The following is a 23,578-nucleotide window of genomic DNA, read 5'->3' on the forward strand; positions in this document are numbered from 1 at the left end:
GGCGGGCCTATGATCGACATGATCGCCTCCTGATAGCCCGGATCACCGCCCGGCCATGTTCGCGCCGCATGGCGGTGCTATCTTCGGGACTGGATGGCGATCTACGTGCGCGAGGCCAGGCGGTCTCACCACCCCTGCGTAACGCGCGCCCGATCCGCAATGTCGACTGGATTCATCATGACAACGCAAACCATCCGCATCCGTCACCCTCATGGCGTCCGCGTGTCCGGCGGCGCCGTTGGCGCGCGTCCTCAGCGCGCTGCCGTCGCACTGCATCGGCCGTGCGGCCGGCCTGCCCCGCTCCCGTCCGTCATCGCCACGCCCGCCAGCCCGCGCCGCGTGTCGTGTCGCGTCGTTTCGCACGGGGTGTGCTGATGGAAGCCTGGCTCGGCGATCTGCAGCAACTGCTTGCGCATGGCGAAGCGGCCGTGCTCGTGACGGTCGCGCATACCGACGGCTCGGCGCCGCGTGAAGCCGGCACCAAGATGCTCGTCACGCGCGACATGGCCCGCCATACGATCGGCGGCGGTCATCTGGAATGGAAGGCGATCGAGATCGCGCGGCATCTGCTGAAGGATGGCGCGCACGTGCCGCACGCGCGCCGGCTCGAACGGCTCGCGCTCGGCCCGAGTCTCGGCCAGTGCTGCGGCGGCGCCGTGGTACTCGCGTTCGAGCGGCTCGACGTCGGCGATCTCGGCTGGATCATGTCGCTCGCGAAGCGCGTCGCGGCCGGCGCCGCGACCGTGCGTAGCGTATCATTCGGCCCCTCGCCGGGCGCGCCGCTGTTGAGCGAGCCCGAATCGGAAGCCGCGCGTGCCGACTGCCTGCTGTGGGAAACCGGCGGCGTGTCGCTGATGACCGAAACGATCGCGCCGTATGCGTTCCCCGTCGTGCTGTTCGGCGCCGGGCACATCGGCACCGCGCTCGTGAAGGTGCTGGCGACGCTGCCTTGCCACGTGCGCTGGATCGACGGGCCCGATGCGGTGTTCCCGCCGGCCGACGCGCTCGCCGGCATCGGCAACCTCGCGATCGAAGCGGCCGCTGCCCCGGCCGATGCGGTCGACGCGGCACCGCCGCAGTCCTACTTCGTCGTGATGACGCACGACCACGCACTCGATTTCGTGCTGGCCGAGCGGATCCTGCGACGCGGCGACTATGCGTACTTCGGGATGACCGGCTCGCACGCCAAACGCGTGCAGTTCGATCATCGCCTCGCGGCGATCGGCATCGACCCGGCCCAGGTCGCGCGGATGCGCTGCCCGATCGGTGTCGAAGGCATCATCGACAAGGCGCCCGAAGTGATCGCGATCTCGGTGGCTGCGCAATTGCTGCAGGCCGTCGAGGCGAACACGAACGCGGCAGCACCGGCTTCCCCTACCTACTGACCGACCAAGAACGACGCCATGACCCCGACATTCAAGGACAAGATTGCCCGCGCGCCGAAAGCGGAGCTGCACATCCACATCGAAGGCTCGCTCGAGCCCGAACTGATTTTTGCGCTCGCGCAGCGCAACGGCGTGAAGCTCGCGTACGACTCGATCGACGCGCTGCGCGCCGCGTACGCATTCACCGACCTGCAGTCGTTCCTCGACATCTATTACGCCGGCGCGAGCGTGCTGCTGACCGAGCAGGATTTCTACGACATGACGGCCGCGTATTGCGAACGCGCGCTTGCCGACAACGTCGTCCACACCGAGCTGTTCTTCGATCCGCAGACGCACACCGAGCGTGGCGTGCCGATCGAGACAGTCGTTGCGGGCATCGAGCGCGCACTCGCCGATGCAGAACAGCGCGGGCTGTCGAGCAAGCTGATCCTGTGCTTCCTGCGCCACCTGTCCGAAGAGGACGCGCTCGCGACGTTCGAATCCGCATTGCCGCTGTTCGAGCGCTATCGCCACCGGCTGATCGGCGTGGGCCTCGACTCGTCCGAGCTCGGCCATCCGCCCGTCAAGTTCGCGCGCGTGTTCGAGAAGGCGCGCGCGCTCGGGCTGAAGCTCGTCGCACACGCGGGCGAGGAAGGGCCGCCCGCCTATATCTACGAAGCGCTCGATGTCCTGAAGGTCGACCGGATCGACCACGGCGTGCGCAGCATCGAAGACGCGGCGCTCGTCGAACGCCTCGCCAAAACGCGCACCGCGCTGACCGTCTGCCCGCTGTCGAACCTGAAGCTGTGCGTGTTCGACGACATGGCGAAGCACACGCTGAAGGCGCTGCTCGAGCGCGGCGTCGCGGTGACGATCAACTCCGACGATCCGGCCTATTTCGGCGGCTACGTCAATGAAAACTACTTCGCGACGGCCGAAGGGCTGCAGCTCACGGATGCCGAAGTCCATGCGGTGATCCGCAACGGCTTCGAAGCGTCGTTCATCGAACCGGCGCAGCGCGACGCACTGTACGCGCGCCTCGACGCGTACTGGCAGGCCGCGTGACGGCCCGCATCGAGGAACGCTAGACAGATGAGACACGGCATCCGCTTCGCGACCACCGGTTCGGCCTTGCGCCGGGCCGGTCGCGGGCGTGCGCGCGTGGCGACGGCACGGTTCGTCGTCGCCCGCTCGTGCCTGCCGTCGCGGTGTGCCGTTCCGTTCGCCGCCGCATCGGTCACGAGCGCAACGGCTGCGAGGTTAGCCGGCAACCACTGGCTGGCGGCTTCGGCCGCCACGTTCGCCCGCGCACTCGCCTTCGGTCGTGCCGCACGCAGCGTGCCGCAACCGCTCGCGAAGCACCGTCCCGCCCCCGTGCGGCGTCGATCGCTTTCTTCTGTTCGCCTTACCTTGATGCAGGACCATTCGTCATGACGCAAACCGCTTTCCGTTCCCAGCTGCTGACCTTCAACGGCGACCCGGCGCAATCGAGCCAGGCCGCGAACCACGAGACCGACGGCCTCCTGATCGTCGCTGACGGCAAGGTCGTCGCGGCCGGCCCGTATGCACAGCTCGCGGCGACGCTCGCGCGCGACGCGGTCGTCCACGACCTGAGCGACAAGCTGATCGTGCCCGGCTTCATCGACACGCACATCCACTATCCGCAGACGGACATGATCGCGTCGCCGGCGCCGGGCCTGCTGCCGTGGCTCGACAAGTACACGTTCCCGACCGAGCGCCAGTTCGGCGACCCCGAGCATGCACGCGAAGTCGCCGATTTCTTCGTCGACGAACTGCTTGCGTGCGGCACGACGAGCGCGCTCGTCTACTGCACGGTGCACAAGCAGTCGGCCGATGCCCTGTTCGCGGCGAGCGACGCGCGCGACCTGCGGATGATCGCGGGCAAGGTGCTGATGGACCGCAACTGCCCCGAGTTCCTGCGCGACACCGCGCAATCGGGTTATGACGACAGCGCCGAGCTGATCGACCGCTGGCATGGCAAGGGCCGCCAGATGTACGCGCTCACGCCGCGCTTCGCACCGACGTCGACCGAGGCCCAGCTCGAAGCGTGCGGCGAACTCGCGCGCCGCCATCCGGACGTGTTCGTGCAGAGCCACGTCGCGGAAAACGTCGACGAAGTGAAATGGGTGGCCGAGCTGTTCCCGGGCCATCGCAGCTATCTCGACATCTATGACCGCTACGGTCTGCTGCGTCCGCGCGCGGTGTACGGCCACTGCATCCACCTCGACGACGAGGACCGCCGCCGGATGGCCGAGACGCGCACCGTCGTCGCGCACTGCCCGACGTCCAACTTCTTCCTCGGCAGCGGGCTGTTCGACTTCGACAAGGCCGGCGAACACGACGTGCCCGTCACGCTCGCGACCGACGTCGGCGGCGGCACGTCGTTCTCGATGCTGCAGACGATGAACGAGGCGCACAAGGTCGCGCGGCTGTCGGGCCACCACCTGACCGCGACGCGGATGTTCTGGCTCGCGACGGCCGGCGCCGCGCAGGCGCTCGACCTCGCCGACACGGTCGGCACGCTCAAGCCGCGCACCGAGGCCGACTTCGTCGTGCTCGACCCGCAGGCCACGCCGCTGCTGGCGCGGCGCACGAAGCGCGCGGATTCGCTCGAGGAACTGCTGTTCGCGTTCGCACTGCTCGGCGACGACCGCGCGGTGTACCGCACCTACGCGGCCGGCGAGCTCGTCCACGAGCGCGGCGCCGCGCGCCGCCCGGCCGCCGCGTAACGGTAACGGTAACGGCCCGCCGGAACGCTGTCCCGGCCGGCGCGGCACATTCGCCGCCGCGCCTGCCGGGCAGCCGGACGCGGATCGGGCCCCGACACCCTGCCCGACCGCCTTCCAGCACGCAATGCGCCGTGCTAGAATTCGCCGCTCATTGGGGAGTAGCCGCTCCGCTCGATGTCCCGCGCCCCCGGCGCGCATCGTGACGGAGGCGTCCGTCAACAGACTTGGCCGTACGGCCATGGCGGACGCAGCCACCTAGGCCTGGCGAGACCGATGGTTCACAGTGCGCCGCATCAGGGCCCGGCGCGCCGTGGATCGTCGCTCGCACGCACAACACCGGCCCGTGGAACCCCATCCGTGTCCCAAGCCTTCCTGATCTCCACCGGCGCCGTCGCCCTCGCTGAAATCGGCGACAAGACCCAATTGCTTTCCCTCGTCCTGGCCGCGCGCTATCGCAAGCCGGTGCCGATCATTCTCGGTGTGCTCGTCGCGACACTCGTGAACCACGGTTTCGCCGGCGCACTCGGCGAATGGCTCGGCGCGCTCGTCACGCCGTCGATCATGCGCTGGGCGCTCGCGTTCTCGTTCATCGCGATGGGGTTGTGGATTCTCGTGCCGGACAAGCTCGACGCCGACGAAGCCAACGCCAACCGTTCGCGGCTCGGCGTGTTCGGCGCGACGCTCGTCGCGTTCTTCCTCGCGGAAATGGGCGACAAGACACAGATCGCGACCGTCGCGCTGGCTGCGCGCTTCCAGGACTACATCGGCGTGGTGGCCGGCACGACGTTCGGGATGATGCTCGCGAACGTGCCGGCGATCCTGCTCGGCGACCGCTTCGCGCACCGCCTGCCGACCAAGCTCGTGCACGGGATCGCAGCCGTGCTGTTCGTCGTGCTCGGCGCGCTGGCGCTGCTGGGTATCGGGGTCTGACGGAAAGGGATGGCCGGCGCGGCCGGACGGCCGCGCCGAAATGAATACCGCGTTATTTCGCGACGGCCACGCCCGAGGCCGGTGCAACCGGCACCGCGCGTTCGTTGGCGGCCGGCGCCGCCGGCCCGCCGCGCTTGTCGACCGGCAGCCGGACCGAGCGGACCGCGCCGTTCGACAGCGGGAAATCGGCGAGCGCGCTACGCGCGAGGAACGGCATCGCGTACAGCAGCGTGCCGTTGTCGCCGGTCGTGCGCGCGGACACGTTGTACACCTCCTTGCCCGTCGCCCGCTCGGTGATGCGGATACCGAGCGTGTAGTCGAACACCTGGTACGTCTGCGCGACATAGCCGGCCGGCATCGGCCCCCAGGGACCCCACGGGCCCCACGGCCCGCGCCGCCAGTACGGCCCCGGCGCGAACCACGGGTCGTAGTAGACCGGCTGCGGCACCGTCACGAGATCGCTGCCGACCGCATAGGTCAGCCCGACGAGATAGCGCGCCTGCGCCGGCGGCACCTGCCGGAACGCATACGCGGACAGCTCGTTCGCGACGATCGGCTCGTAGGTCGACTGCTCGATGCTGTTCTTCTGCGCATCGGTGCGCGTGAACGCATAGGTGCGTGTCGCGTCGCTGCCGCTCCAGTCGGAGAAGGCCGTGACCTGGGTCGTCACATAGCTGGTGCAGCCCGTCAGCAGCGCCACGCACAGCGCCGCCGCCCAGCCCGCACCGCGAAAAATCCAATCGCGTTTCATGTTGATCCTCGTCGATCCGTCACCCGTTCGTCGCACCGCGCGAACCGTAACGGGATGCCGATAATACGCGGACTGCCGGAAGCGGTAAAAAGTTCGCCCGGCACGCAGCCGCAAGCCTTTGTACAATGGCCCGGTTCGCCTGGCCCGCGTGACGGGCCCGCCCCCCCCACTCCACCGATCTCGACGACCATGTCCGACAACGCCTCCTCCACCGTGATCCGCCGCGCCGACTACACGCCGCCGGCCTTCCTCATCGATTCCGTCGCGCTCGAATTCGATCTCGCGCCGGCCCGCACGATCGTCAGGAATACGATGCGCGTGCGCCGCAATCCGGATGCCGCGCCCGCGCCGCACCTGGAGCTGATGGGCGAAGCGCTCGAATTCGTCGGCGCATGGCTGGACGGCGCTCCGCATGGCGCCGTGCGCGCGCACGAGCACGGGCTGACGGTCGAGAACGTGCCCGATGCGTTCGAGCTGACGCTCGAAAGCGCATGCGCACCCGACCAGAATACGACGCTGTCTGGCCTCTACGTGTCGAGCGGCAACTTCTTCACGCAGTGCGAAGCCGAAGGCTTTCGCCGCATCACCTACTTCCTCGACCGCCCCGACGTGATGGCGTCGTACATCGTCACGCTGCGCGCCGACAAGGCCGCGTACCCGGTGTTGCTGTCGAACGGCAACCTCGTCGATTCGGGCGACCTGCCCGACGGCCGCCACTTCGCGAAGTGGGAAGACCCGTTCCGCAAGCCGAGCTACCTGTTCGCACTGGTCGCCGGCAAGCTCGTCGCGATCGAGGAGAAGATCACGAGCGGCTCGGGCAAGGAAAAGCTGCTGCAGGTGTGGGTCGAACCGGCCGACCTCGACAAGACGCGTCACGCGATGGATTCGCTGATCCATTCGATCCGCTGGGATGAAAAGCGCTTCGGCCTCGAGCTCGATCTCGACCGCTTCATGATCGTCGCGGTGGGCGACTTCAACATGGGCGCGATGGAGAACAAGGGGCTCAACATCTTCAACACGAAGTACGTGCTGGCGAACCCCGAGACCGCGACCGATACCGACTTCGCGAACATCGAATCGGTGGTCGGCCACGAGTACTTCCACAACTGGACCGGCAACCGCGTGACCTGCCGCGACTGGTTCCAGCTGAGCCTGAAGGAAGGCCTGACGGTGTTCCGCGACCAGGAATTCTCGGCCGACATGGCCGCGGGCGACGATGTCGAATCGGCGGCCCGCGCGGTCAAGCGCATCGAGGACGTGCGCGTGCTGCGCCAGCTGCAGTTCGCCGAGGATGCGGGCCCGATGGCGCACCCGGTGCGCCCGGAGAGCTACGTCGAGATCAACAACTTCTACACGATGACCGTCTACGAGAAAGGCTCGGAAGTCGTGCGGATGTACCAGACGCTGTTCGGCCGCGACGGTTTCCGCAAGGGGATGGACCTGTACTTCAAGCGTCACGACGGCCATGCGGTGACCTGCGACGACTTCCGTCACGCGATGGCCGACGCAAACGGGCGCGACCTCGCGCAGTTCGAGCGCTGGTACAGCCAGGCCGGCACGCCGCGCGTGTCGGTGCGCACCGCGTACGACGCGGCCGCGCGCCGCTATACGGTCACGCTCGCGCAGGGCTACGGCGACGCGTCGCCGGCCGCGCGCGAAACACAGCAGGGGCCGCTGCTGATTCCGTTCGCGATCGGCCTGATCGGCCGCGACGGCCGCGACCTGCCGCTGCGCCTCGACGGCGAAGCCGCCGCTGCAGGCACGACGCGCGTGCTCGACTTCACCGACACCGAGCAGACCTTCACGTTCGTCGACGTGCCGGAAGCGCCGCTGCCGTCGCTGCTGCGCAACTTCTCGTCGCCGGTGATCGTCGAGTACGACTATAGCGACGACGATCTCGCGTTCCTGCTCGCGCACGACAGCGATCCGTTCAACCGCTGGGAGGCCGGCCAGCGCCTCGCGACGCGCGCGCTGCTGACGCTCGCCTCGCGTGCCGCCGCAAACGAACCGCTCACGCTCGGCGAGAACTTCATCGCCGCGTTCCGCCGCGTGCTGACCGACGCGACGCTGTCGCCCGCGTTCCGCGAACTCGCGCTGACGCTGCCGTCGGAAACCTATCTCGCCGACCAGATGGCCGAGGCCGATCCGGCCGCCGTGCATCGTGCGCGCCTGTTCGTGCGTCGCCAGCTCGCGACCGCGCTGCGCGCCGAATGGCTCGCCGCGTACGAACAGCACCAGACGCCCGGCGCCTACGAGCCGACGCCGGAGGCCTCGGGCCGCCGCGCGCTGAAGAATCTCGCGCTCGCGTATCTCGCCGAACTCGAGGATCCGGCCGATGCCGTACGCCTCGCGACCGCGCAGTACGACGCGGCGAACAACATGACCGATCGCGCAGCCGCGCTCGGCGCGCTGCTGTCCGCCGCCGCCGCGGGCGCGAACGAGCCGGCCGAGCAGGCGCTCGCCGACTTCTACCGTCGTTTCGAGAAGGAAGCGCTCGTGATCGACAAGTGGTTCGCGATGCAGGCGGCGCAACGCGGCACGGCCGCGCAACCGACGCTCGCGAAGGTGCGCAAGCTGCTCGCGCATCCGGCGTTCAACCTGAAGAACCCGAACCGCGCACGCTCGCTGATCTTCAGCTTCTGTGCAGCCAACCCCGCGCAATTCCACGCGGCGGACGGTTCGGGCTACGCGTTCTGGGCCGAACAGGTGCTCGCGCTCGACGCGATCAACCCGCAGGTCGCCGCACGCCTCGCGCGCTCGCTCGAACTCTGGCGCCGCTTCACGCCGGCGCTGCGTGACCGGATGCGCGGCGCGCTCGAGCAAGTCGCGGCCGGTGCGAAGTCGCGCGACGTGCGCGAGATCGTCGAGAAGGCGCTCGCGTAACGCCATCGCCCGCATCGCATTCGCGCGATGAAGCCGGTGCCGCCCGACGCGGCGCCGGCTTTTTTATTGCGCGGGCGTGGGTGAAACGGCGCGGAATCACGGGGTCTGACCGCGAGGCTCGCCGCCGTGGCGATACGCGCCGCGCCCGCCTCCGCCGCCGGAAACCGGGCCGACCCGGCCGCCCGGCGATGTAACCGGACGAAAAAAGCCGGCGGCGCGGGAGGCGCGACAGGTAAAATTGCGGCCATTCAAGGATTCTTTGGCCTTTCGGAGTCTGTCATGTCCATTGCCCGCCGCACCACGCTGTCGAAGTTCCTGATCGAACAGCAACGTGAGACCAACAACCTCCCCGCCGACCTGCGCCTGCTGATCGAAGTCGTCGCACGCGCGTGCAAGGCGATCAGCTACAACGTGTCGAAGGGCGCGCTCGGCGAAGCGCTCGGCACCGCCGGCAGCGAGAACGTCCAGGGCGAAGTGCAGAAGAAGCTCGACATCCTGTCGAACGAAATCCTGCTCGACGCGAACGAATGGGGCGGCAACCTCGCCGCGATGGCATCGGAAGAAATGGAAACGTTCTTCCCGATCCCGGCGAACTACCCGCGCGGCGAATACCTGCTCGTGTTCGATCCGCTCGACGGCTCGTCGAACATCGACGTGAACGTGTCGATCGGCACGATCTTCTCGGTGCTGCGCTGTCCGGACGGCAAGCAGGCGACCGAAGAATCGTTCCTGCAGCCCGGCACGGAACAGGTCGCCGCGGGTTATGCCGTGTACGGCCCGCAGACGGTGTTCGTGCTGACGACCGGCAACGGCGTGAACTGCTTCACGCTCGACCGCGAAGTCGGCTCGTGGGTGCTCACGCAGAGCAACATGCAGATCCCGGCCGATACGCGCGAATACGCGATCAACGCATCGAACGCGCGCCACTGGTACGACCCGGTCAAGCGCTACGTCGACGAACTGAACGCCGGCAAGGACGGCCCGCGCGGCGACAACTTCAACATGCGCTGGATCGCATCGATGGTCGCCGACGTGCACCGGATCCTGAACCGCGGCGGCATCTTCATGTACCCGGCCGACAAGCGCACGCCCGATCGTCCGGGCAAGCTGCGCCTGATGTACGAAGCGAATCCGATGTCGTTCATCGTCGAACAGGCAGGCGGCGCCGCGACGACCGGCACGCAGCGCATCATGGAAGTGCAGCCGACGGGCCTGCACCAGCGCGTGCCCGTGTTCCTTGGCTCGAAGAACGAAGTCGAGCGCGTGACCGGCTATCACGACGAAGCAAAATAATTGCACTGCAGCACTAGACGGAGGTGCGAGGCGCAAGTACAATCGCGCCTCTTGATGTGGCCCTGACCGGTCGCATCACAGTGAAGTGAAAGCGGGAAGTCCGCCGGATCGAGGGTTTCGCGAAGCAGCAGCAGCAAGCTGAAAAAAAGTTCGCAAAACCTATTGCCAAGATCTCGGATTTCACCATATAATTTCATTTCTCTGCTGCCGGTGTAGCTCAGTTGGTAGAGCAGCGCATTCGTAATGCGAAGGTCGTAGGTTCGACTCCTATCTCCGGCACCAAGACATAAAGGTCTGACAAGCATCGCTTGTCAGACCTTTTCTCTTTTCCGGCGCCGAAATCGTGCGCACGCCCCTCCCCGACTCATCTCCGCTTGCGGGCATCCCCCGACTCACGCATCGCGTGCCGCCGATTACAATCGCCGGACCACACCGCCTTCTTCACCGCATCATGCGTACCTGGCGCCTCGAGCGACCGACTCTCAACGCGCAGCTGGATATCTCCCGCGCAACGCGCCTCGTCGCCGCGATCGGCGGCAACGAGCCTAACGCGTTCGCGGCCGAAGTCCTGAAGCTGTTCGACGATGCGCTGTCGATCACGCAGTGCACGATCTTCGCGTACGAGTTCGGTAATCGCCCACGCACGATGTCGGTTGCCGATCATCGTGGCGGCCGCTACCTGCGCGACGTCGCCGACACCTACGCACGACACTTCTACGCACTCGACGGCAACCAGCAGATCGTATCGACCGCGCATCGCGGCGCGCACCGGCACGACCTGCTGCTGCACCAGCAGGCAGGCGACGAGATCGATCACGAAGCGTATCGCTCCGCATGCTATCGCGGCCCCGACGTATCCGACCGGCTGGCGCTGCTGATGCAGCCCGACGATGCGACATGGCTGTCGATCAACCTGTATCGCGCACATCGCAGCGGCGCGTTCCAGCCACGCGAGATCGCGGCGATCGAAACGCTCGCGCCGCTGATCGCGCAGGCCGCGAAACATCACTACGCACTCGCCGGCGCGACGCAGATCGGCATCCCGCAACGGATGCTCGCGCGGTTACGCCATGCATGCTCCGAACTGTCCAAGCGCGAACTCGACGTGCTGCGCGGCGTACTCGAAGGCCAGAGCGCGCACGAGATCGGCGAGACGATCGGCGTGAAGGCATCGAGCGTCGTCACCTATCAGAAGCGCGCGTATCGGCGCCTCGGCATTTCGAGCCAGCGCGAGCTGTTTGCGCTGTGCATGCAGCCCTGATGCGTCCCGGTTCGCGCCGAACGTAGCGCCGCCGCGCCTGCCATGCCCCGCTGTACCCGAAATGGGGACAACGGTGGCACCACCGGCTTCCATACTGCATCGACCCGTTGCCCCATCGCATCGCCGATGCGCGCACGTCGAACCAGACCACCGTGGAAGCCAACGATGACCATCGCGTTCAAACCCTATCCGTTCGTCGCCGAACGCTATCCCGCGCATCTGCCGGACCGCATCGACGGCATCGATACGCACCGGCATCGCGTCGCGATCGTCGGCGGCGGCCCCGTGGGCCTCGCCGTCGCGCTCGGCCTCGCGAATCACGGCATCCGCAGCGTGCTGATCGAAGCCGACGATTCGGTCTGCCATGGCAGCCGCGCGATCTGCATCTCGCGCCGCAGCCTCGAAATCATCGAACGGCTCGGCGCGCTCGACGATTTCCTGCGCACGGGGCTGCCGTGGACCGGCGGACGCAGTTTCTATCGTCACGACGAAGTGCTGCATTTCACGATGCCGCAGGACGAGAACCAGAAACTGCCGCCGATGGTGAACCTCGCGCAGTATCACATCGAGCAGTTCCTGCTCGACGCCGCGCGGCGCCGCCCCGATCTCATCGAAATCCGCTGGCAGACGAAGGTCACCGGCGTGACGCGGCAACCGGATGGCGTGCGCCTTGACGTCGACACGCCGCTCGGCGGCTATGCGCTCGATGCCGACTGGGTCGTCGCATGCGACGGCGGACGCAGCACGATGCGCGATGCGCTCGGCCTGTCGCTCCAGGGTACGAGCTACGAGGGCCGCTACGTGATCGTCGACATCGCGCTCGACAGCAACCGGCCGACCGAACGGCTCGCGTACTTCGATCCGTCGTCGAATCCCGGCTCGACGGTGCTCGTCCACAAGCAGCCCGACAACGTGTGGCGGATCGACTACCAGTTGCGCGACGATGAGGACGCCGAGGCTGCCGTGAAGCCCGACAACGTGATTCCGCGCGTGCAGAACCTGCTCGACATGATGGGCGAGCGCGGCGCATGGTCGCCGATCTGGATCACGATCTACAAGGCGAACGCACTGACGCTGGAACGCTACCGGCACGACCGCGTGATGTTCTGCGGCGACGCCGCGCACCTCGTGCCGATCTTCGGCGTGCGCGGCGCCAATTCGGGCATCGACGATGCCGACAACATCGCGTGGAAACTCGCGTACGCGATCCGCGGCATCGCGTCGGACGCACTGCTCGACAGCTACTCGGACGAGCGCGTGTTCGCAACGCACGAGAACCTGCGCTATGGCACGAAGAGCACCGAGTTCATGGCGCCGCCGTCGTTTGCATTCGAGTTGATGCGCAAGGCCGTGCTGACGCTCGCGGTCCGGCATCCGGCGCTGCGTTCGCTGATCAACCCGCGTCAGACATCGGCCATCGCCTATGCGGCGTCGCCGCTCAACGCGGCCGAACGCGACACGTTCGTGGCCGGCCCGGCGCCCGGCACGGTACTCGCCGAATGTCCGCTGACACTGTATGCGGCACACGGCAGCGACACACGCCGCGGCCATCTGACCGATCTCGTCGCGCCGTGCTTCACCGCGTTCTGCTTCACGAGCGATGGCGTGCCCGATCCATCGCTCGACGATCTCGAGCGACGCCTGCAGGAGGCGCACGTGCCGTTCGCGCTCGTCACGCTCGCGCGACATGCGGCGCCGCGGCACCCGGCCTGCGGCGGCCGTGACGACGACGGCCGGCTGTTCGACCTTTACGGCGCACGCAACGGCACCGTCTATCTCGTACGGCCGGACGGGCACGTACTCGGCCGCTGGCACGACGCGCACGCCGACGATCTCGCCGCCGCGCTCGAACGCGTGCTCCATCCACGCACGTCCACCGAAACCGATCTTCAGGAGACCGCATGATGACGGACACCGAACGCGACATGCTCTATACCGACCTTTGCCGGACGATGACCCGGATCGGCGAAGCCGATGCGTCGCTCTTTCTCGCCCGCTTCGCACTCCTGGCGATCGAGACGATCGGCGAACCCGCGACCGTCGCCCGGCTGATCGCCGGTGCAGGCGAAGGACTGCCCGAGACAAACGGGCCGGCAGCGACGCACGGACGGCGAGACGACTGACCGGCCCGGTTCACCTTCATTTATTTCTTACAGAATCATTTCGCCACGCATCGTCGCCGCACGAACCGTGTCGTAAGCAGACGAATTCCCTGGAAAATCCGCTTGAGGGTGCATAACATTACTTAACGATCCTGACCCGCCTATCGCGTTACATTGCGTGGGCGGCGCGGCGGGTCGCATGCCGCTTTCACCCAGCTTGCGGCGCACGACAGCCGGCGTCCGGTCATTTCGACTCAACCCAAGGAGAGGACCACCATGACTCATGGCTTGATTATGTGGCTCATCATCGGCGCGATCGCCGGCTGGCTTGCCGGCCTGCTCGTAAAAGGCGGCGGCTTCGGGCTGATCGTCGACATCATCGTCGGGATCGTCGGCGCGGTGATCGGCGGCTGGCTCGCCGGGATACTCGGCATCAGTGTCGGCAGCGGCTTCATCGGCTCGGTGATCGTCGCGGTCGTCGGTGCGGTGATCCTGCTGTTCGTGATCCGGCTATTCAAGCGAGCGGCCTGACGCTACTCTCCACGCGCCTTCGGGCGCGTTTTCGCATCAGGCCGGCGCGCGGCTCGTTTGCCGCGCGCCACCCGCTCGTTCAACGCTTCGCGTGCTGCAACCAGCCATCGAGCACGTCGGTCGTCAGCACCCCGCTGCGCGCTTCGCGTGCGCCATCGCGCCCGATCCACACGGTGCGCGGCATTTCCCCTCTCCATCCCGCATCCAGTGCCGCGCGCAAACGCTCGGGCATCGGTTCCGCGTTCGCATACTGCGCAACGTGCGGCGGCAGGTTCATCTGCGCGAGCGCCTGCGCGATCGCCGCACCGTTGTCGTCGTACGCATCCATCGCGACCATCGCCAGTTGCACGTCGGGGTGACGGCGCTGCCACGCAACCAGATGCGCGGCGTTCTCGCGACAGTATCCGCAATCGAGCGACCAGATCTCGATTGCCAGCGGCCGCCCATTTGCGGCCGCAACCAGCCGCGCGACGTCGGCCGCACGCAACGGCTGCGGTTCACCGCCGGCCCACGCCGGCATGCTCGCAAGCACAACGCCGAGCAACACGATCAGCCGCTTCATTGCGCCCCCTCCACCGCGATCAGCCGATAACCGTCGTTACGCGTGCGCCACGACAGATAGACGCGGCCCGCATCGTCGAGCAATTGCGGGTTATCGCTTGCGCCCGACGTCGCCGCGATCACGCGCGGCGCCGCCCAGTGCTCGCCGCGATCGTCCGACCGGCGCAGCTTGATCTGCATCGTGTCGCCGTCGAACGCCTTCCACGCGAGCCACACGACGTCGCCGCGCGCGACGAGCGCCGCATGCGACGCCTGCTCGCCCGGCACCGCCGGATTCGCGCCGAATGCCCAAGGCGTGCCGCGCGGCTGGCCGTCGGCGCCGATGCGCGAATAGAACACGTCGGCCCGGCCGTCGACGACGCCGAACCATGCAAGGTGACGCGTGCCGTCCGGCGTGATCGCGAGCGCGGGCCCGTGCTCGGGACACGCCTCGACGTGCCAGTTCGAGAACGTCGCCCGCACCGGCACGACCGGCTCCGACGCCGCGACGGGCAGCACCGCGAGCGCGTGATCGCGGATCTGCCCCGGGAACACGTTGCGCCACGCGGCCTCGATGCGTCCGGCCGGATCGATCGCCATCGCGATCCGGCAGCATTCGCACGTGTGATCGGTCACCTTGCGCTCGGGCTCGAACGACGCACCGCCGTCGCGCGACACCGCGTAGTAGACGGCCGCGCCTTCGTACGCCTGCCCCGCCGCTTTCGCCGCGACGAGATCGCGCTTGTCGATCCACGCGATCGCGATGTCGCCGGCCGGATCGACGGCCATCATGTCGAAACGATGCGTGATCGCCTGGCGGTCCCGATGCACGGTCACGGGCACGCTCCACGTCGCGCCGCCGTCGAGCGAGCGCGAGAAACGCACCATGCCCGTGTACGGCGCATCGAGCGGCATCGACCATGACACGTACACCGCGCGTCCGTCAGGGCTCGTCGCGAGCTTCGGACGATTCTCGGCGCTCGTGTAGACCGGCTCCGGCATCGCGTTGACGGTGACGGGTGCCGACAGCGTGCGGCCCGCATCGTCGGAGTGCGCGACGACGACGTGCGCGCCTTCGACCCACGCGACCCACAGCCGGTGACGCGCATCGAACGCGGCGCCCGTCGCGAGCGGCTGCTTCTGCTGTGCGGGCGCGGCCTGCATGCTCATGTGCGCGGCATGCGGATCGGCGGCTTTCGACGCGTCGCTCGCATCATGCGCGCCGGCGGGCGACAGCGCCACGAGCCACAGCGCACAGCCCGCCGCGATCGACTTCACAGCGACCATTTCAGTTCTCCATAGAAAGTGCGCCCCGGATACGGGTGGAACACGTAGTAGCGGCGGTCCGTCAGGTTGTCGATGCCAAGCGACGCGGTCCAGTGACGATCGAGGCGATAGCGCGCCTTCAGGTCGACGACCGTAAACGAGCTCGTGCCGCCATACACGTCCGGATTCACGTCGCTGTTGTCGAGCGTGTTGAACTGCCGGCCCGAGTAGCGCACGCCGACGCTCGCGAGCCAGTGTTCGTCGAAGCGGTACGACGCGAGCAGGTTCGCGCGCATGCGCGGAATGCGCGGGAAGCGCGCGCCGACATAGGCCGGATTCGCGGCGTCGGCGAGGATCTGCGCATTGCTTGCCGACACGTTCGCGTCGATCGCGAGCCCCCTCAGCCCGACGTTCTCGCCGCTGAACGCGAGTTCGACGCCGCGTACGCGCACGCGGTCGACGTTCGAGATGTTGGTGACGGTCGTCGCGCCCGAGACGGTCGTCTGGCTATAGATCGAATCGCGCAGGTCGCTCTGGAACACGCTCGCGCGCACGACGCCGACACCCACGTCGCGCTCGGCCGTGAAGTCCCAGTCGATCGCCTTTTCCGGCCGCAGGTTCGGGTTGTTGTTGACGATCGCGTTGTTCGAGATCGTGCCCTGGAACAGTTCGCCGACCGTCGGGAACCGCGTGCCGGTCGCGAACGACAGCCGGAAGCGCCACACGTCCGTCGCGTCCCATTGCAGCGCGACCTTCGGCGACAGCGCATTCGCGCCGCGGTCCGCATAGCCGAGCGTGCCGCTCGCGTTGCCGAGCGCGCCGCCATACGCGTCCCAGCGCTCGTAGCGCAACCCGAGCGTCGCGAGCCAGCCGGGCGCGAAGCGCCACGCGTCCTGCCCGAACAGCGCCTGCGTGCGCGTGTCGCCGCGATAGACGCTCGCGAGCGACGTGGTCGGCCCGGCCAGCCAGTCGGCCGTGTTGTACGTGACGTTGCGCAGGAAGTAGTTGTCGTAGTGATAGCCGAACGTGAACGTGTGGCCTTTCACCTCCGGCGCCTCGGCCTTCAGGTCGAGCGTGCGCCAGCCGGTGCCGTCGCCCTGGAACAGCGTGCCCGCACCGCCCTGCACGGTCGACGCCGCGCGCAGCACGTCGCGCGACACATCGTACGCGGACACGACGCCCGACAGCCGCCAGCCCGAATCGAGCCGGCCGTTCAGGCCGAGCGCGTACAGCCAGTTCTCCTGGTCGCCGCGCTGCGGCGCGAACGCGTTCGGCGCGACGGTCATGTTCTGGCCGCCGATCGATACGTTGCCGCCGTAGACGGGATTACCGGCCGCGTCGCGCAGGAAGGTTTCGCCGTGCTGCCGGTAATGGTTCTCCCAATGCCCGAGCGTGAGCGTCGCGTCGACGTGGTCGGTGAACGCGTACCCCATCCGGACCGTCTCGTTGAGCTGCTCGGTCCGTTCGATCGTCTGCGCGCCGACGATCGTCCGCGGCTTGCCATTGGGCCCGATGTCGGCCGCGGCGCCCGTCACGGGCACGGCGGCGCCCAGCTTCGGGTTGTAGGCCGAATTGGGGCTCGCATACTGCATCGGCTGGCCGTTGTTCTCCAGCCGGTCGAGCGACAGCGCGAACCAGAACCGGCCGACACGGTTGGCGATCCGCGCGGTCTGGTGATTGCCGCCGAAGCTGTCCGCGAATCCGTAGCCGTCGTGGTAGCGCTGCGTGAAGAACTGCGTCGACAACGACGCCTCGAGCGTGTCCGGGCGGCGCGTCGTGAGCAGCACGGTCGAGCCGATCGAGTTGCCCGGATACAGCGCGGAAAAGGGGCCGTAGAGCACGTCGACGCGCGCGATGTCGTCAGGCGGAATCAGCGACCAGCGCGGCGGATACGCATAGCTCGACCCGAGCAGGTTCGACAGCAGCACGCCGTCCGCGTACACGAGCCCGCGCGCACTCTGCAGCTCGTTGAAATCGCGGCCCGCGAACACGCTGTTGCGGTCGCCGATGTAGCGCTTGCGGACCATCAGGTTCGGCGCGTACTTCAGCGCGTCCTCGGTGGTGACGTTGGTGTGCGACTCGATCTGCTCGCGCGTGATCGACGTCACGACGGCCGGCGTATCCGGATCGACCGGTTGGCGCTGGGCGGTCACGCTGACGGCGGTCAGCGTATCGCCGGCCGGTGCCGGCGGCACGGTGGCAACCGCGGAAGCCGGCACGGCGCCACCGGCCGGGCGCTCGACGCCACCGAGGGCGAAATCGGCACGCGCATCGTCCGCGGATGCGGCGTGAGCAGCGGGCCACGCGAAAGCGGCCGCGCATGCGAGCGCGAGCCGGCCGCGCGGCAGCCGCGCGACGTAGGGAGACGACATGAATGAATTCCTGAAAACTTGATCGGACGCCGCCGGACGCGAGCGCGCGCGCCGCGCACGCACGGCGCGGCACGCGGATCGGGCCGCGGGCGGCACGCGCGCCACCGGGGCGCGCGAACGACATCAATCAGATCGGGAAGTTTTCAGGCGGGGCCCGCGGCTGCGCGAGACGGATGCCCTTGCGGGGAAAATCGGGAACGGCCGGCACGGCCATGCGATACGCGAACGTCCGCACGAAGCCCGGCATCTCGGGCAGACGCGTGCCGAGCGCCAGGTTCGCCGCAAAGCCCGGGCAGTACACGCAGTGCGGCACGCCGGCATGATCGAACGACGACGTGTCGCGCTGGTCGCCCGCTTGGGCGAGCACGACCTGGCGTGCGCCCGCTGCACTGCACAATTCGAGCGTGAGCGCGCCTGAACCGCTCGACGCCAGACGCGCGTAGCCGACGACGGGCGACAGTACGTTCAGTACCAGCGCCAGCCATACGAGGCCGATCCATCGCGTCGTTCGTCTCATCGCGGTCCAGGAAAAAGTGCGCGCAAGTATAACAAGCGACCCGATTGTTGCCGATTGCGCTGGATGCAATAGCGGCCATCACACTTCGCGTCGCAGCGCATGTGCCGTTAATACAACAGAGACAAAATCTAACGATTCGCCTCTGGCATAAATCCAAGCGCGAGGTTGATAATCATTGAACCTGCTGGAGAAATGACCATGGACGAAAGACCCACTCGCATGCCACCGCCCGAGCAAGTGATGAGCCCGGATCCGGAACCCGTCGGCGTGGAATTCCTCGCCGAATTGCCCGAGTACGTGCGGGCATTCTTCGACGAGCAGCACAAGCTGTACTCGCCGAAGTGAACGCCCGTCCGGTTCTGTAACCGCCACGTGTCGATCATCGCTATCGTGCGGTTCATCACTGCGCATCGCGCGCAATTCGCCTCGCACCCGGGCCGCAAGAGCCTGACGGTGCCGGATCAGCTCGCCTGCTGATTCTCCTGTCGCGACGCTACGCCGCGCGACTGTCTTCGTCTATTCTTCTGGTTTTCCACGTCCGGCCCGCCCGGCTCTCCCGATCATTCCGATGAAGCAAGCCATTCGTGCCAGCGTCGCTGTCGCCGCGCTCGGCGTCGCCCTCTTTGCGTCGCCCCACGTTGCTCGTGCCGACGGTGACGACACCGCGCTCACCAACATCGTCGCCCTCGCGTCGCAGCGCCTCGCGCTCGCCGAACCGGTCGCGCGATGGAAATGGGCGAATCACAAGGCAATCGAGGACCAGCCGCGCGAAGCAGCCCTGCTCACGTCGGTCGAAAAGCGCGCGGCACCGGCCGGGGTCGATCCGGCATTCGCACGGACGTTTTTCGAGGATCAGATCGCCGCGAGCAAGGACGTGCAGAACGCACTGTTCGCAACCTGGCGTGCGACACGGCCGCCCGAGGGCACGCCCCCCGACCTCGCGACCAGCACGCGCCCGGCGCTCGACCGTCTGACGCAGAAAATGCTCGCGGGCCTCGCGCAGGTCGAACCACTGCGCAATGCGCCCGATTGCCAGGCACGCCTCGCGCGCAGCATCGCGAACTGGAAAACGCTGACGCGGTATGACTCGAAGCAGACGCAGGCACTCGACACCGCGCTGTCGCACGTCTGCTCGGGCGGCGGCGCAAGCGCGATCGGCTGACGCAGCGGGCGCCGCGCGCGTGACGCGCGGCCGCCCTCAACCTGCCGGCGTGAGCGCGGCGAGCGGAATCAGCTGCAGCCCGCGCGCGAGATGCGTCTGCAGCAGGCGATGGGTGAAGGGTTCGAACGCGCCGTCCGCCGCCTCGGCGACGAGCCGTGCGGCCGCGTCGAGCGACTCGGCCGCGCCAAGGTAACGCCAGCCATCGATCACATGAAACAGGCGGCGCTCGCCGTTCGCCTCGAACGCAACGGCGCCGTCGAACGGCCAGGGTGCATTGCCGCCACGGGCGCCATCGGCTGCCGGGCGCCGGTTGTACGACGGCCGCAGCTGGGCAATCCATTGCGCTTCCGCCAGCATCGCGCCCAGTTCATTACCGCTCTCGCGCCATTCGACGCGCCGCACCTGCTGCGCCAGTCGCATTTCCTTGGACGAACGGCGTTCGCCGGTCAGCAGCGCGCGCAGCCGCTGCCGCACCCTCACGCTGCGGCCGACATACAGCGGCGCGTCACCCTCCCCGAACAACGCATAGGCACCGCACCCGGCAGGCGCGGTGTCGAGCCACGCCTCGGTCAGATCGCCGCCCAGGCGGAAGTGGCGCGTCGTGCGCGCGATCTGGTCGCGCAGCCGCTCGAGCGGCACAATGTCGTGCAACTGACGCCAGAACTGCCACAGAAGGTCGGCATCCGCCAGCGCGCGGTGGCGCGCCGCCGGAACGAGACCGTGCCGCTCGATCAACGCATCGAGCCCGTGCCGCGATTCGCGCGGGAACAGCGCGCGCGACAGCCGCACCGTACACAGCACGTCGGGATTGAACGCGAGGCCGATGCGCTCGAATTCGGCACGCAGGAAACCGCGATCGAAGCTCGCGTTGTGTGCGACGAACAGCTTGCCGTCGAGCCGCTCGAACAGCGCCGGCGCGAGCGACGCGAACGACGGCGCGTCGCGCACCATCGCGTCCGAAATGCCCGTGAGTTGCTGGATGAACGGCGGTATCGCCTGCCCCGGATTGACGAGGCTCGTCCACGTCGACACGCCGAGCGGGCCGATCTCGACCACGCCGATTTCGGTGATGCGGTGCTCGGCGGGCGAGCCGCCGGTGGTTTCAAGATCGACGAAGACGAGCGGTTGTTCGCTGGCGGGATCGGACGGACGGGAATCGGACATGAAAAGACTGGAAAACGATGCTTCCGTGAGTATGCACCGGCAAGCAGGGTCGCGGCCAGCGCGGACCCACGTGTTCCGTCCCCGGAAAACAAAAAGCCCCCGCCATGCGGGGGCCGGACGTGATCGGCAATGCGTGGCGCGTCAGGCCGCCTGGATATTCGCTGCCTGCTTGCCTTTCGGCCCGACTTTCACGTCGAACGAAACACGCTGGTTTTCCTTCAGCGTCTTGAAGCCGTCCATCTTGATTTCGGAAAAGTGCGCAAACAAATCTTCACCACCATTGTCCGACGTAATAAAGCCGAAACCTTTAGCATCGTTAAACCATTTCACGATACCGGTATCCATGTCTTCGTTCCCCACTCGATTAGATCAAAAAAGCTATTTTTATAGCCGTTTCCCGAAATCCCGAAACATTGCGCCAGCACCCGCACCAGCACGCCGCCCGAGGACGGAGTGCTGACTTTATAAATTGGACAATCCGGGTGCGTCAAGAAAATTTTTAACAGTTGTTTTATCAAAAAAGCGCTAATGCCAATGGAATCGGTACACCATCGCCTTTGATTAATTGATTCGCATCAAAAACCTGTCAACATTACCGGGATCCGATCGATAATAATCGCGGCAATGCAATTTCTACCGGGGACAAATCGGCTCGGTAAATTCCTCGGGTTTTTTCCGGGTTGCGGAAATCCGGGGACATTGAGATGCTGACGCAACGCCGAAAGGAAGGAGACGGTCATGTGGCTGGACGGAATCAAGCGCTTCGCGAGCCGGCTCGGACGCGTACGTCGCAAGTCCCGCGCCTTGGCCGAGTCCGTGCGCGAAGCGCCGTGCGATACCGAATTCGATACGACCTGGCATGGCGACCACTGGCAGAACCTGCTTGCATCGCCACTGGATGCCCGTCACTACGTGATGGAAGACTGGACCTATACGCCGCCGCCGACCGATGCCGAGGAAGCCGCGCCTGCGGCCAAGCGCAAGCGGCGCTCGTACGCGCAGTAGCGCACGGACCGGCGGGGCAAAAAAAAGCGCGACTGGGAAGTCGCGCCGACAAAGGTTTGGAGATCTTTTCCGTCAACGAAAAAGTCTGCTTCGGAAAGCAGAGATCGCAGTATAACGAGAGATCAACCTTTCATTAGCCATGCTCCACACAAACCTCTATTGCCGATGTGTCAATAATCGCGCTATGAGCTCCCCCGCCTGCCGCTGATTATCTGTCGCGATCGCGCAACGCCCGTTACGCAGTCCTGAACGCCACTTTCCTTCGCTGCACTGCCGCAAACCCTTGATGGGTAATCGTTTGCGCGATCCGACCGATCGTTGCGAATTCCAAAATACATTATTGCTTAAAGCGCGCCCCTTCCGCACTTCCCGCACTCCGTACACTGCAGATGGCTTTCTGACAAGCGTACCGCCGCTCTGCCGGTCACGGCGTCAAGCAAAAGCGTCAAGCAAAACAGCCCGGCAGCAGGTTCGATCGACATCATCCTGTTTGGAGACAGATCCATGAAAAAAACCCTGATCGTCACCGCGTTGTCGGGTGTATTCGTTACCGCCGCACACGCGCAAAGCAGCGTGACGCTATACGGCCTGATCGACGCAGGCATCACCTATACGAACAATCAGGGCGGTCACAGCGCCTGGCAGGAAACGAGCGGTTCGGTCAACGGCAGCCGGTGGGGCTTGCGCGGCACCGAAGATCTCGGCGGCGGCCTGAAAGCGATCTTCACGCTGGAGAATGGTTTCGGCATCAATAACGGCGCGCTGAAGCAGAACGGCCGCGAATTCGGCCGGCAAGCGTTCGTCGGCCTCGCGCACGACAGCTACGGCTCGCTGACGCTGGGTCGGCAGTACGACAGCGTCGTCGACTACCTCGGGCCGCTGTCGCTGACCGGTACGCAATACGGCGGCACGCAGTTCGCCCACCCGTTCGACAACGACAACCTGAACAATTCGTTCCGGATCAACAACTCGGTCAAATACCAGAGCGCGAACTATGGCGGCCTCAAGTTCGGCGCGTTGTACGGGTTCTCGAACTCGACGGCATTCGCGAACAACCGCGCGTATAGCGGCGGCGTGTCGTACAGCTACCTGGGCTTCAACTTCGCCGCGGCCTACTTGCAGCTGAACAGCGACGTGAATGCGCTCGCACAGGCCGCCTCGGATCCGGGCGCGGTGACCGGCGACTGGACCTTCGCGTCGCGCGTGCAGCGCACCTGGGGCGCGGGCCTGAATTACGGCTTCGGCCCCGCCACGGTCGGTTTCGTATTCACGCAGACGCGCCTGACCGGCATCCGCGCGATCAGCGCGGGTCAATCCGGCGTGTCCGGCGGTATCACGGGCCTTGGCGGAACCGCGCGTTTCAGCAACTATGAAGTCAACGGCCGCTACGCGCTGACGCCCGCGCTGTCGCTCGCCGGCTCGTACACGTACACGCAGGGCCGCCTGGCCGGCGACAAGCCGACCTGGCACCAGTTCAACCTGCAGGCCGACTATGCACTGTCGAAGCGCACCGACGTCTATCTGCAGGGTGAATTCCAGAAGGTCAACAACGACGGCCTCGACCTCGGCGCCAACATCAACGGGCTCGGCGCCGCATCGTCGACCAACAAGCAGATCGCGGTCACGGCCGGCATGCGCCATCGCTTCTGAGCGATACACGGCCGCAAGCCGGATGACGAAGCGCCCC

General features: G+C 66.7%; 22 protein-coding genes, 1 tRNA gene and 1 riboswitch. Of the genes, 16 read left to right on the plus strand and 7 right to left on the minus strand.

Annotated elements, in window-relative coordinates:
* Nucleotides 1-374: 374 nt before the first annotated feature.
* The 5 genes from xdhC (at nt 375) to U5809_RS08405 (ending at nt 5,044) form a co-directional block, all read left to right on the plus strand.
* The gene (xdhC, locus tag U5809_RS08385) at nt 375-1,385 is read left to right on the plus strand and encodes a xanthine dehydrogenase accessory protein XdhC (RefSeq protein ID WP_322086145.1); all 1,011 of its coding nucleotides are present in this window, start codon (nt 375-377) and stop codon (nt 1,383-1,385) included.
* A gap of 18 nt (nt 1,386-1,403) precedes the next feature.
* On the plus strand, nt 1,404-2,429 hold the full coding sequence (locus U5809_RS08390) for an adenosine deaminase (protein WP_282506970.1): 1,026 nt from the start codon (nt 1,404-1,406) through the stop codon (nt 2,427-2,429).
* A gap of 27 nt (nt 2,430-2,456) precedes the next feature.
* The gene (locus U5809_RS08395; RefSeq protein ID WP_322086146.1) at nt 2,457-2,798 is read left to right on the plus strand and encodes a hypothetical protein; all 342 of its coding nucleotides are present in this window, start codon (nt 2,457-2,459) and stop codon (nt 2,796-2,798) included.
* Entirely contained in the window at nt 2,795-4,114 is a 1,320-nt protein-coding gene (gene guaD / locus U5809_RS08400) for a guanine deaminase (RefSeq protein WP_322086147.1), read from the plus strand. The genes U5809_RS08395 and guaD overlap by 4 nt, the downstream gene beginning before the upstream one ends.
* 141 nt (nt 4,115-4,255) lie before the next feature.
* A riboswitch (yybP-ykoY riboswitch) is annotated at nt 4,256-4,393 on the plus strand.
* A gap of 78 nt (nt 4,394-4,471) precedes the next feature.
* The gene (locus U5809_RS08405) at nt 4,472-5,044 is read left to right on the plus strand and encodes a TMEM165/GDT1 family protein (protein ID WP_047900090.1); all 573 of its coding nucleotides are present in this window, start codon (nt 4,472-4,474) and stop codon (nt 5,042-5,044) included.
* A gap of 52 nt (nt 5,045-5,096) precedes the next feature.
* Here the strand turns inward: U5809_RS08405 and U5809_RS08410 are convergent, their stop codons facing one another.
* A complete protein-coding gene (locus U5809_RS08410; RefSeq protein ID WP_322086148.1) occupies nt 5,097-5,795 on the minus strand; it encodes a DUF4136 domain-containing protein in 699 nt (232 codons plus the stop codon).
* A gap of 189 nt (nt 5,796-5,984) precedes the next feature.
* Between U5809_RS08410 and pepN the strand changes: the two genes are divergently transcribed.
* From pepN to U5809_RS08445, 7 genes are all read left to right on the plus strand, one after another.
* Nucleotides 5,985-8,678 carry an aminopeptidase N gene (pepN, locus tag U5809_RS08415; RefSeq protein ID WP_322086149.1) on the plus strand — a complete coding sequence of 898 codons (2,694 nt, stop codon included), beginning with the start codon at nt 5,985-5,987 and terminating at the stop codon, nt 8,676-8,678.
* Nucleotides 8,679-8,957: 279 nt separating this feature from the next.
* Nucleotides 8,958-9,971: a class 1 fructose-bisphosphatase gene (locus U5809_RS08420; protein WP_050011574.1), complete on the plus strand. Its 1,014-nt coding sequence runs from the start codon at nt 8,958-8,960 to the stop codon at nt 9,969-9,971.
* A 206-nt stretch (nt 9,972-10,177) separates the two neighbouring features.
* Nucleotides 10,178-10,253 (plus strand) — tRNA-Thr (locus U5809_RS08425).
* 169 nt (nt 10,254-10,422) lie between these two features.
* Complete coding sequence (locus U5809_RS08430) at nt 10,423-11,232, plus strand: helix-turn-helix transcriptional regulator (protein WP_322086150.1); 810 nt, start codon at nt 10,423-10,425, stop codon at nt 11,230-11,232.
* Nucleotides 11,233-11,397: 165 nt separating this feature from the next.
* Nucleotides 11,398-13,137, plus strand: a complete 1,740-nt coding sequence (locus tag U5809_RS08435) for an FAD-dependent oxidoreductase (protein WP_322086151.1) — start codon at nt 11,398-11,400, stop codon at nt 13,135-13,137.
* Complete coding sequence (locus U5809_RS08440) at nt 13,134-13,355, plus strand: hypothetical protein (protein WP_322086152.1); 222 nt, start codon at nt 13,134-13,136, stop codon at nt 13,353-13,355. The genes U5809_RS08435 and U5809_RS08440 overlap by 4 nt, the downstream gene beginning before the upstream one ends.
* A gap of 255 nt (nt 13,356-13,610) precedes the next feature.
* Nucleotides 13,611-13,865 (plus strand): GlsB/YeaQ/YmgE family stress response membrane protein, encoded by a 255-nt coding sequence (locus tag U5809_RS08445; protein ID WP_059235555.1) that lies wholly within the window; start codon nt 13,611-13,613, stop codon nt 13,863-13,865.
* Between the two features lie 79 nt (nt 13,866-13,944).
* On the opposite strand, the gene U5809_RS08450 is transcribed toward U5809_RS08445, so the two are convergent.
* The 4 genes from U5809_RS08450 to U5809_RS08465 form a co-directional block, all read right to left on the minus strand.
* Nucleotides 13,945-14,427, minus strand: coding sequence for a TlpA disulfide reductase family protein (locus U5809_RS08450; protein WP_322086153.1), 483 nt, complete (start codon nt 14,425-14,427; stop codon nt 13,945-13,947).
* Entirely contained in the window at nt 14,424-15,692 is a 1,269-nt protein-coding gene (locus U5809_RS08455; RefSeq protein WP_322086154.1) for a sialidase family protein, read from the minus strand. The genes U5809_RS08450 and U5809_RS08455 overlap by 4 nt, the downstream gene beginning before the upstream one ends.
* Nucleotides 15,680-18,043: a TonB-dependent receptor gene (locus U5809_RS08460; protein WP_322086155.1), complete on the minus strand. Its 2,364-nt coding sequence runs from the start codon at nt 18,041-18,043 to the stop codon at nt 15,680-15,682. The genes U5809_RS08455 and U5809_RS08460 overlap by 13 nt, the downstream gene beginning before the upstream one ends.
* A 127-nt stretch (nt 18,044-18,170) precedes the next feature.
* Nucleotides 18,171-18,560 (minus strand): DUF2946 domain-containing protein, encoded by a 390-nt coding sequence (locus U5809_RS08465; protein WP_322086156.1) that lies wholly within the window; start codon nt 18,558-18,560, stop codon nt 18,171-18,173.
* Nucleotides 18,561-18,758: 198 nt separating this feature from the next.
* On the opposite strand from U5809_RS08465, the gene U5809_RS08470 reads away from it, so the two are divergent.
* Nucleotides 18,759-18,905 carry a hypothetical protein gene (locus U5809_RS08470; RefSeq protein WP_167359231.1) on the plus strand — a complete coding sequence of 49 codons (147 nt, stop codon included), beginning with the start codon at nt 18,759-18,761 and terminating at the stop codon, nt 18,903-18,905.
* Nucleotides 18,906-19,128: 223 nt separating this feature from the next.
* Complete coding sequence (locus tag U5809_RS08475; RefSeq protein ID WP_322086157.1) at nt 19,129-19,722, plus strand: chorismate mutase; 594 nt, start codon at nt 19,129-19,131, stop codon at nt 19,720-19,722.
* A 36-nt stretch (nt 19,723-19,758) separates the two neighbouring features.
* Here the strand turns inward: U5809_RS08475 and U5809_RS08480 are convergent, their stop codons facing one another.
* Nucleotides 19,759-20,886, minus strand: coding sequence for an exonuclease domain-containing protein (locus U5809_RS08480; protein WP_322086158.1), 1,128 nt, complete (start codon nt 20,884-20,886; stop codon nt 19,759-19,761).
* 141 nt (nt 20,887-21,027) lie between these two features.
* A complete protein-coding gene (locus U5809_RS08485) occupies nt 21,028-21,231 on the minus strand; it encodes a cold-shock protein (protein ID WP_322086159.1) in 204 nt (67 codons plus the stop codon).
* A gap of 393 nt (nt 21,232-21,624) precedes the next feature.
* On the opposite strand from U5809_RS08485, the gene U5809_RS08490 reads away from it, so the two are divergent.
* Both U5809_RS08490 and U5809_RS08495 read left to right on the plus strand, forming a co-directional pair.
* Complete coding sequence (locus tag U5809_RS08490; RefSeq protein WP_322086160.1) at nt 21,625-21,891, plus strand: hypothetical protein; 267 nt, start codon at nt 21,625-21,627, stop codon at nt 21,889-21,891.
* Between the two features lie 504 nt (nt 21,892-22,395).
* A complete protein-coding gene (locus tag U5809_RS08495; protein WP_034187388.1) occupies nt 22,396-23,541 on the plus strand; it encodes a porin in 1,146 nt (381 codons plus the stop codon).
* The last annotated feature ends 37 nt before the right edge of the window (nt 23,542-23,578 follow it).

It is taken from the genome of Burkholderia sp. BCC1999 (assembly GCF_905339975.1).
In the GTDB taxonomy this organism is placed as follows: Bacteria; Pseudomonadota; Gammaproteobacteria; order Burkholderiales; family Burkholderiaceae; genus Burkholderia.

Excerpts from the sequence above, each read along its gene's own strand:
- xdhC (WP_322086145.1), top strand. The coding sequence starts at position 375 with ATGGAAGCCTGGCTCGGCGATCTGCAGCAACTGCTTGCGCATGGCGAA.
- U5809_RS08390 (WP_282506970.1), top strand. The coding sequence starts at position 1,404 with ATGACCCCGACATTCAAGGACAAGATTGCCCGCGCGCCGAAAGCGGAG.
- U5809_RS08395 (WP_322086146.1), top strand. The coding sequence starts at position 2,457 with ATGAGACACGGCATCCGCTTCGCGACCACCGGTTCGGCCTTGCGCCGG.
- guaD (WP_322086147.1), top strand. The coding sequence starts at position 2,795 with ATGACGCAAACCGCTTTCCGTTCCCAGCTGCTGACCTTCAACGGCGAC.
- U5809_RS08410 (WP_322086148.1), bottom strand. The coding sequence starts at position 5,795 with ATGAAACGCGATTGGATTTTTCGCGGTGCGGGCTGGGCGGCGGCGCTG.
- pepN (WP_322086149.1), top strand. The coding sequence starts at position 5,985 with ATGTCCGACAACGCCTCCTCCACCGTGATCCGCCGCGCCGACTACACG.
- U5809_RS08420 (WP_050011574.1), top strand. The coding sequence starts at position 8,958 with ATGTCCATTGCCCGCCGCACCACGCTGTCGAAGTTCCTGATCGAACAG.
- U5809_RS08430 (WP_322086150.1), top strand. The coding sequence starts at position 10,423 with ATGCGTACCTGGCGCCTCGAGCGACCGACTCTCAACGCGCAGCTGGAT.
- U5809_RS08435 (WP_322086151.1), top strand. The coding sequence starts at position 11,398 with ATGACCATCGCGTTCAAACCCTATCCGTTCGTCGCCGAACGCTATCCC.
- U5809_RS08440 (WP_322086152.1), top strand. The coding sequence starts at position 13,134 with ATGATGACGGACACCGAACGCGACATGCTCTATACCGACCTTTGCCGG.
- U5809_RS08445 (WP_059235555.1), top strand. The coding sequence starts at position 13,611 with ATGACTCATGGCTTGATTATGTGGCTCATCATCGGCGCGATCGCCGGC.
- U5809_RS08450 (WP_322086153.1), bottom strand. The coding sequence starts at position 14,427 with ATGAAGCGGCTGATCGTGTTGCTCGGCGTTGTGCTTGCGAGCATGCCG.
- U5809_RS08455 (WP_322086154.1), bottom strand. The coding sequence starts at position 15,692 with ATGGTCGCTGTGAAGTCGATCGCGGCGGGCTGTGCGCTGTGGCTCGTG.
- U5809_RS08460 (WP_322086155.1), bottom strand. The coding sequence starts at position 18,043 with ATGTCGTCTCCCTACGTCGCGCGGCTGCCGCGCGGCCGGCTCGCGCTC.
- U5809_RS08465 (WP_322086156.1), bottom strand. The coding sequence starts at position 18,560 with ATGAGACGAACGACGCGATGGATCGGCCTCGTATGGCTGGCGCTGGTA.
- U5809_RS08470 (WP_167359231.1), top strand. The coding sequence starts at position 18,759 with ATGGACGAAAGACCCACTCGCATGCCACCGCCCGAGCAAGTGATGAGC.
- U5809_RS08475 (WP_322086157.1), top strand. The coding sequence starts at position 19,129 with ATGAAGCAAGCCATTCGTGCCAGCGTCGCTGTCGCCGCGCTCGGCGTC.
- U5809_RS08480 (WP_322086158.1), bottom strand. The coding sequence starts at position 20,886 with ATGTCCGATTCCCGTCCGTCCGATCCCGCCAGCGAACAACCGCTCGTC.
- U5809_RS08485 (WP_322086159.1), bottom strand. The coding sequence starts at position 21,231 with ATGGATACCGGTATCGTGAAATGGTTTAACGATGCTAAAGGTTTCGGC.
- U5809_RS08490 (WP_322086160.1), top strand. The coding sequence starts at position 21,625 with ATGTGGCTGGACGGAATCAAGCGCTTCGCGAGCCGGCTCGGACGCGTA.
- U5809_RS08495 (WP_034187388.1), top strand. The coding sequence starts at position 22,396 with ATGAAAAAAACCCTGATCGTCACCGCGTTGTCGGGTGTATTCGTTACC.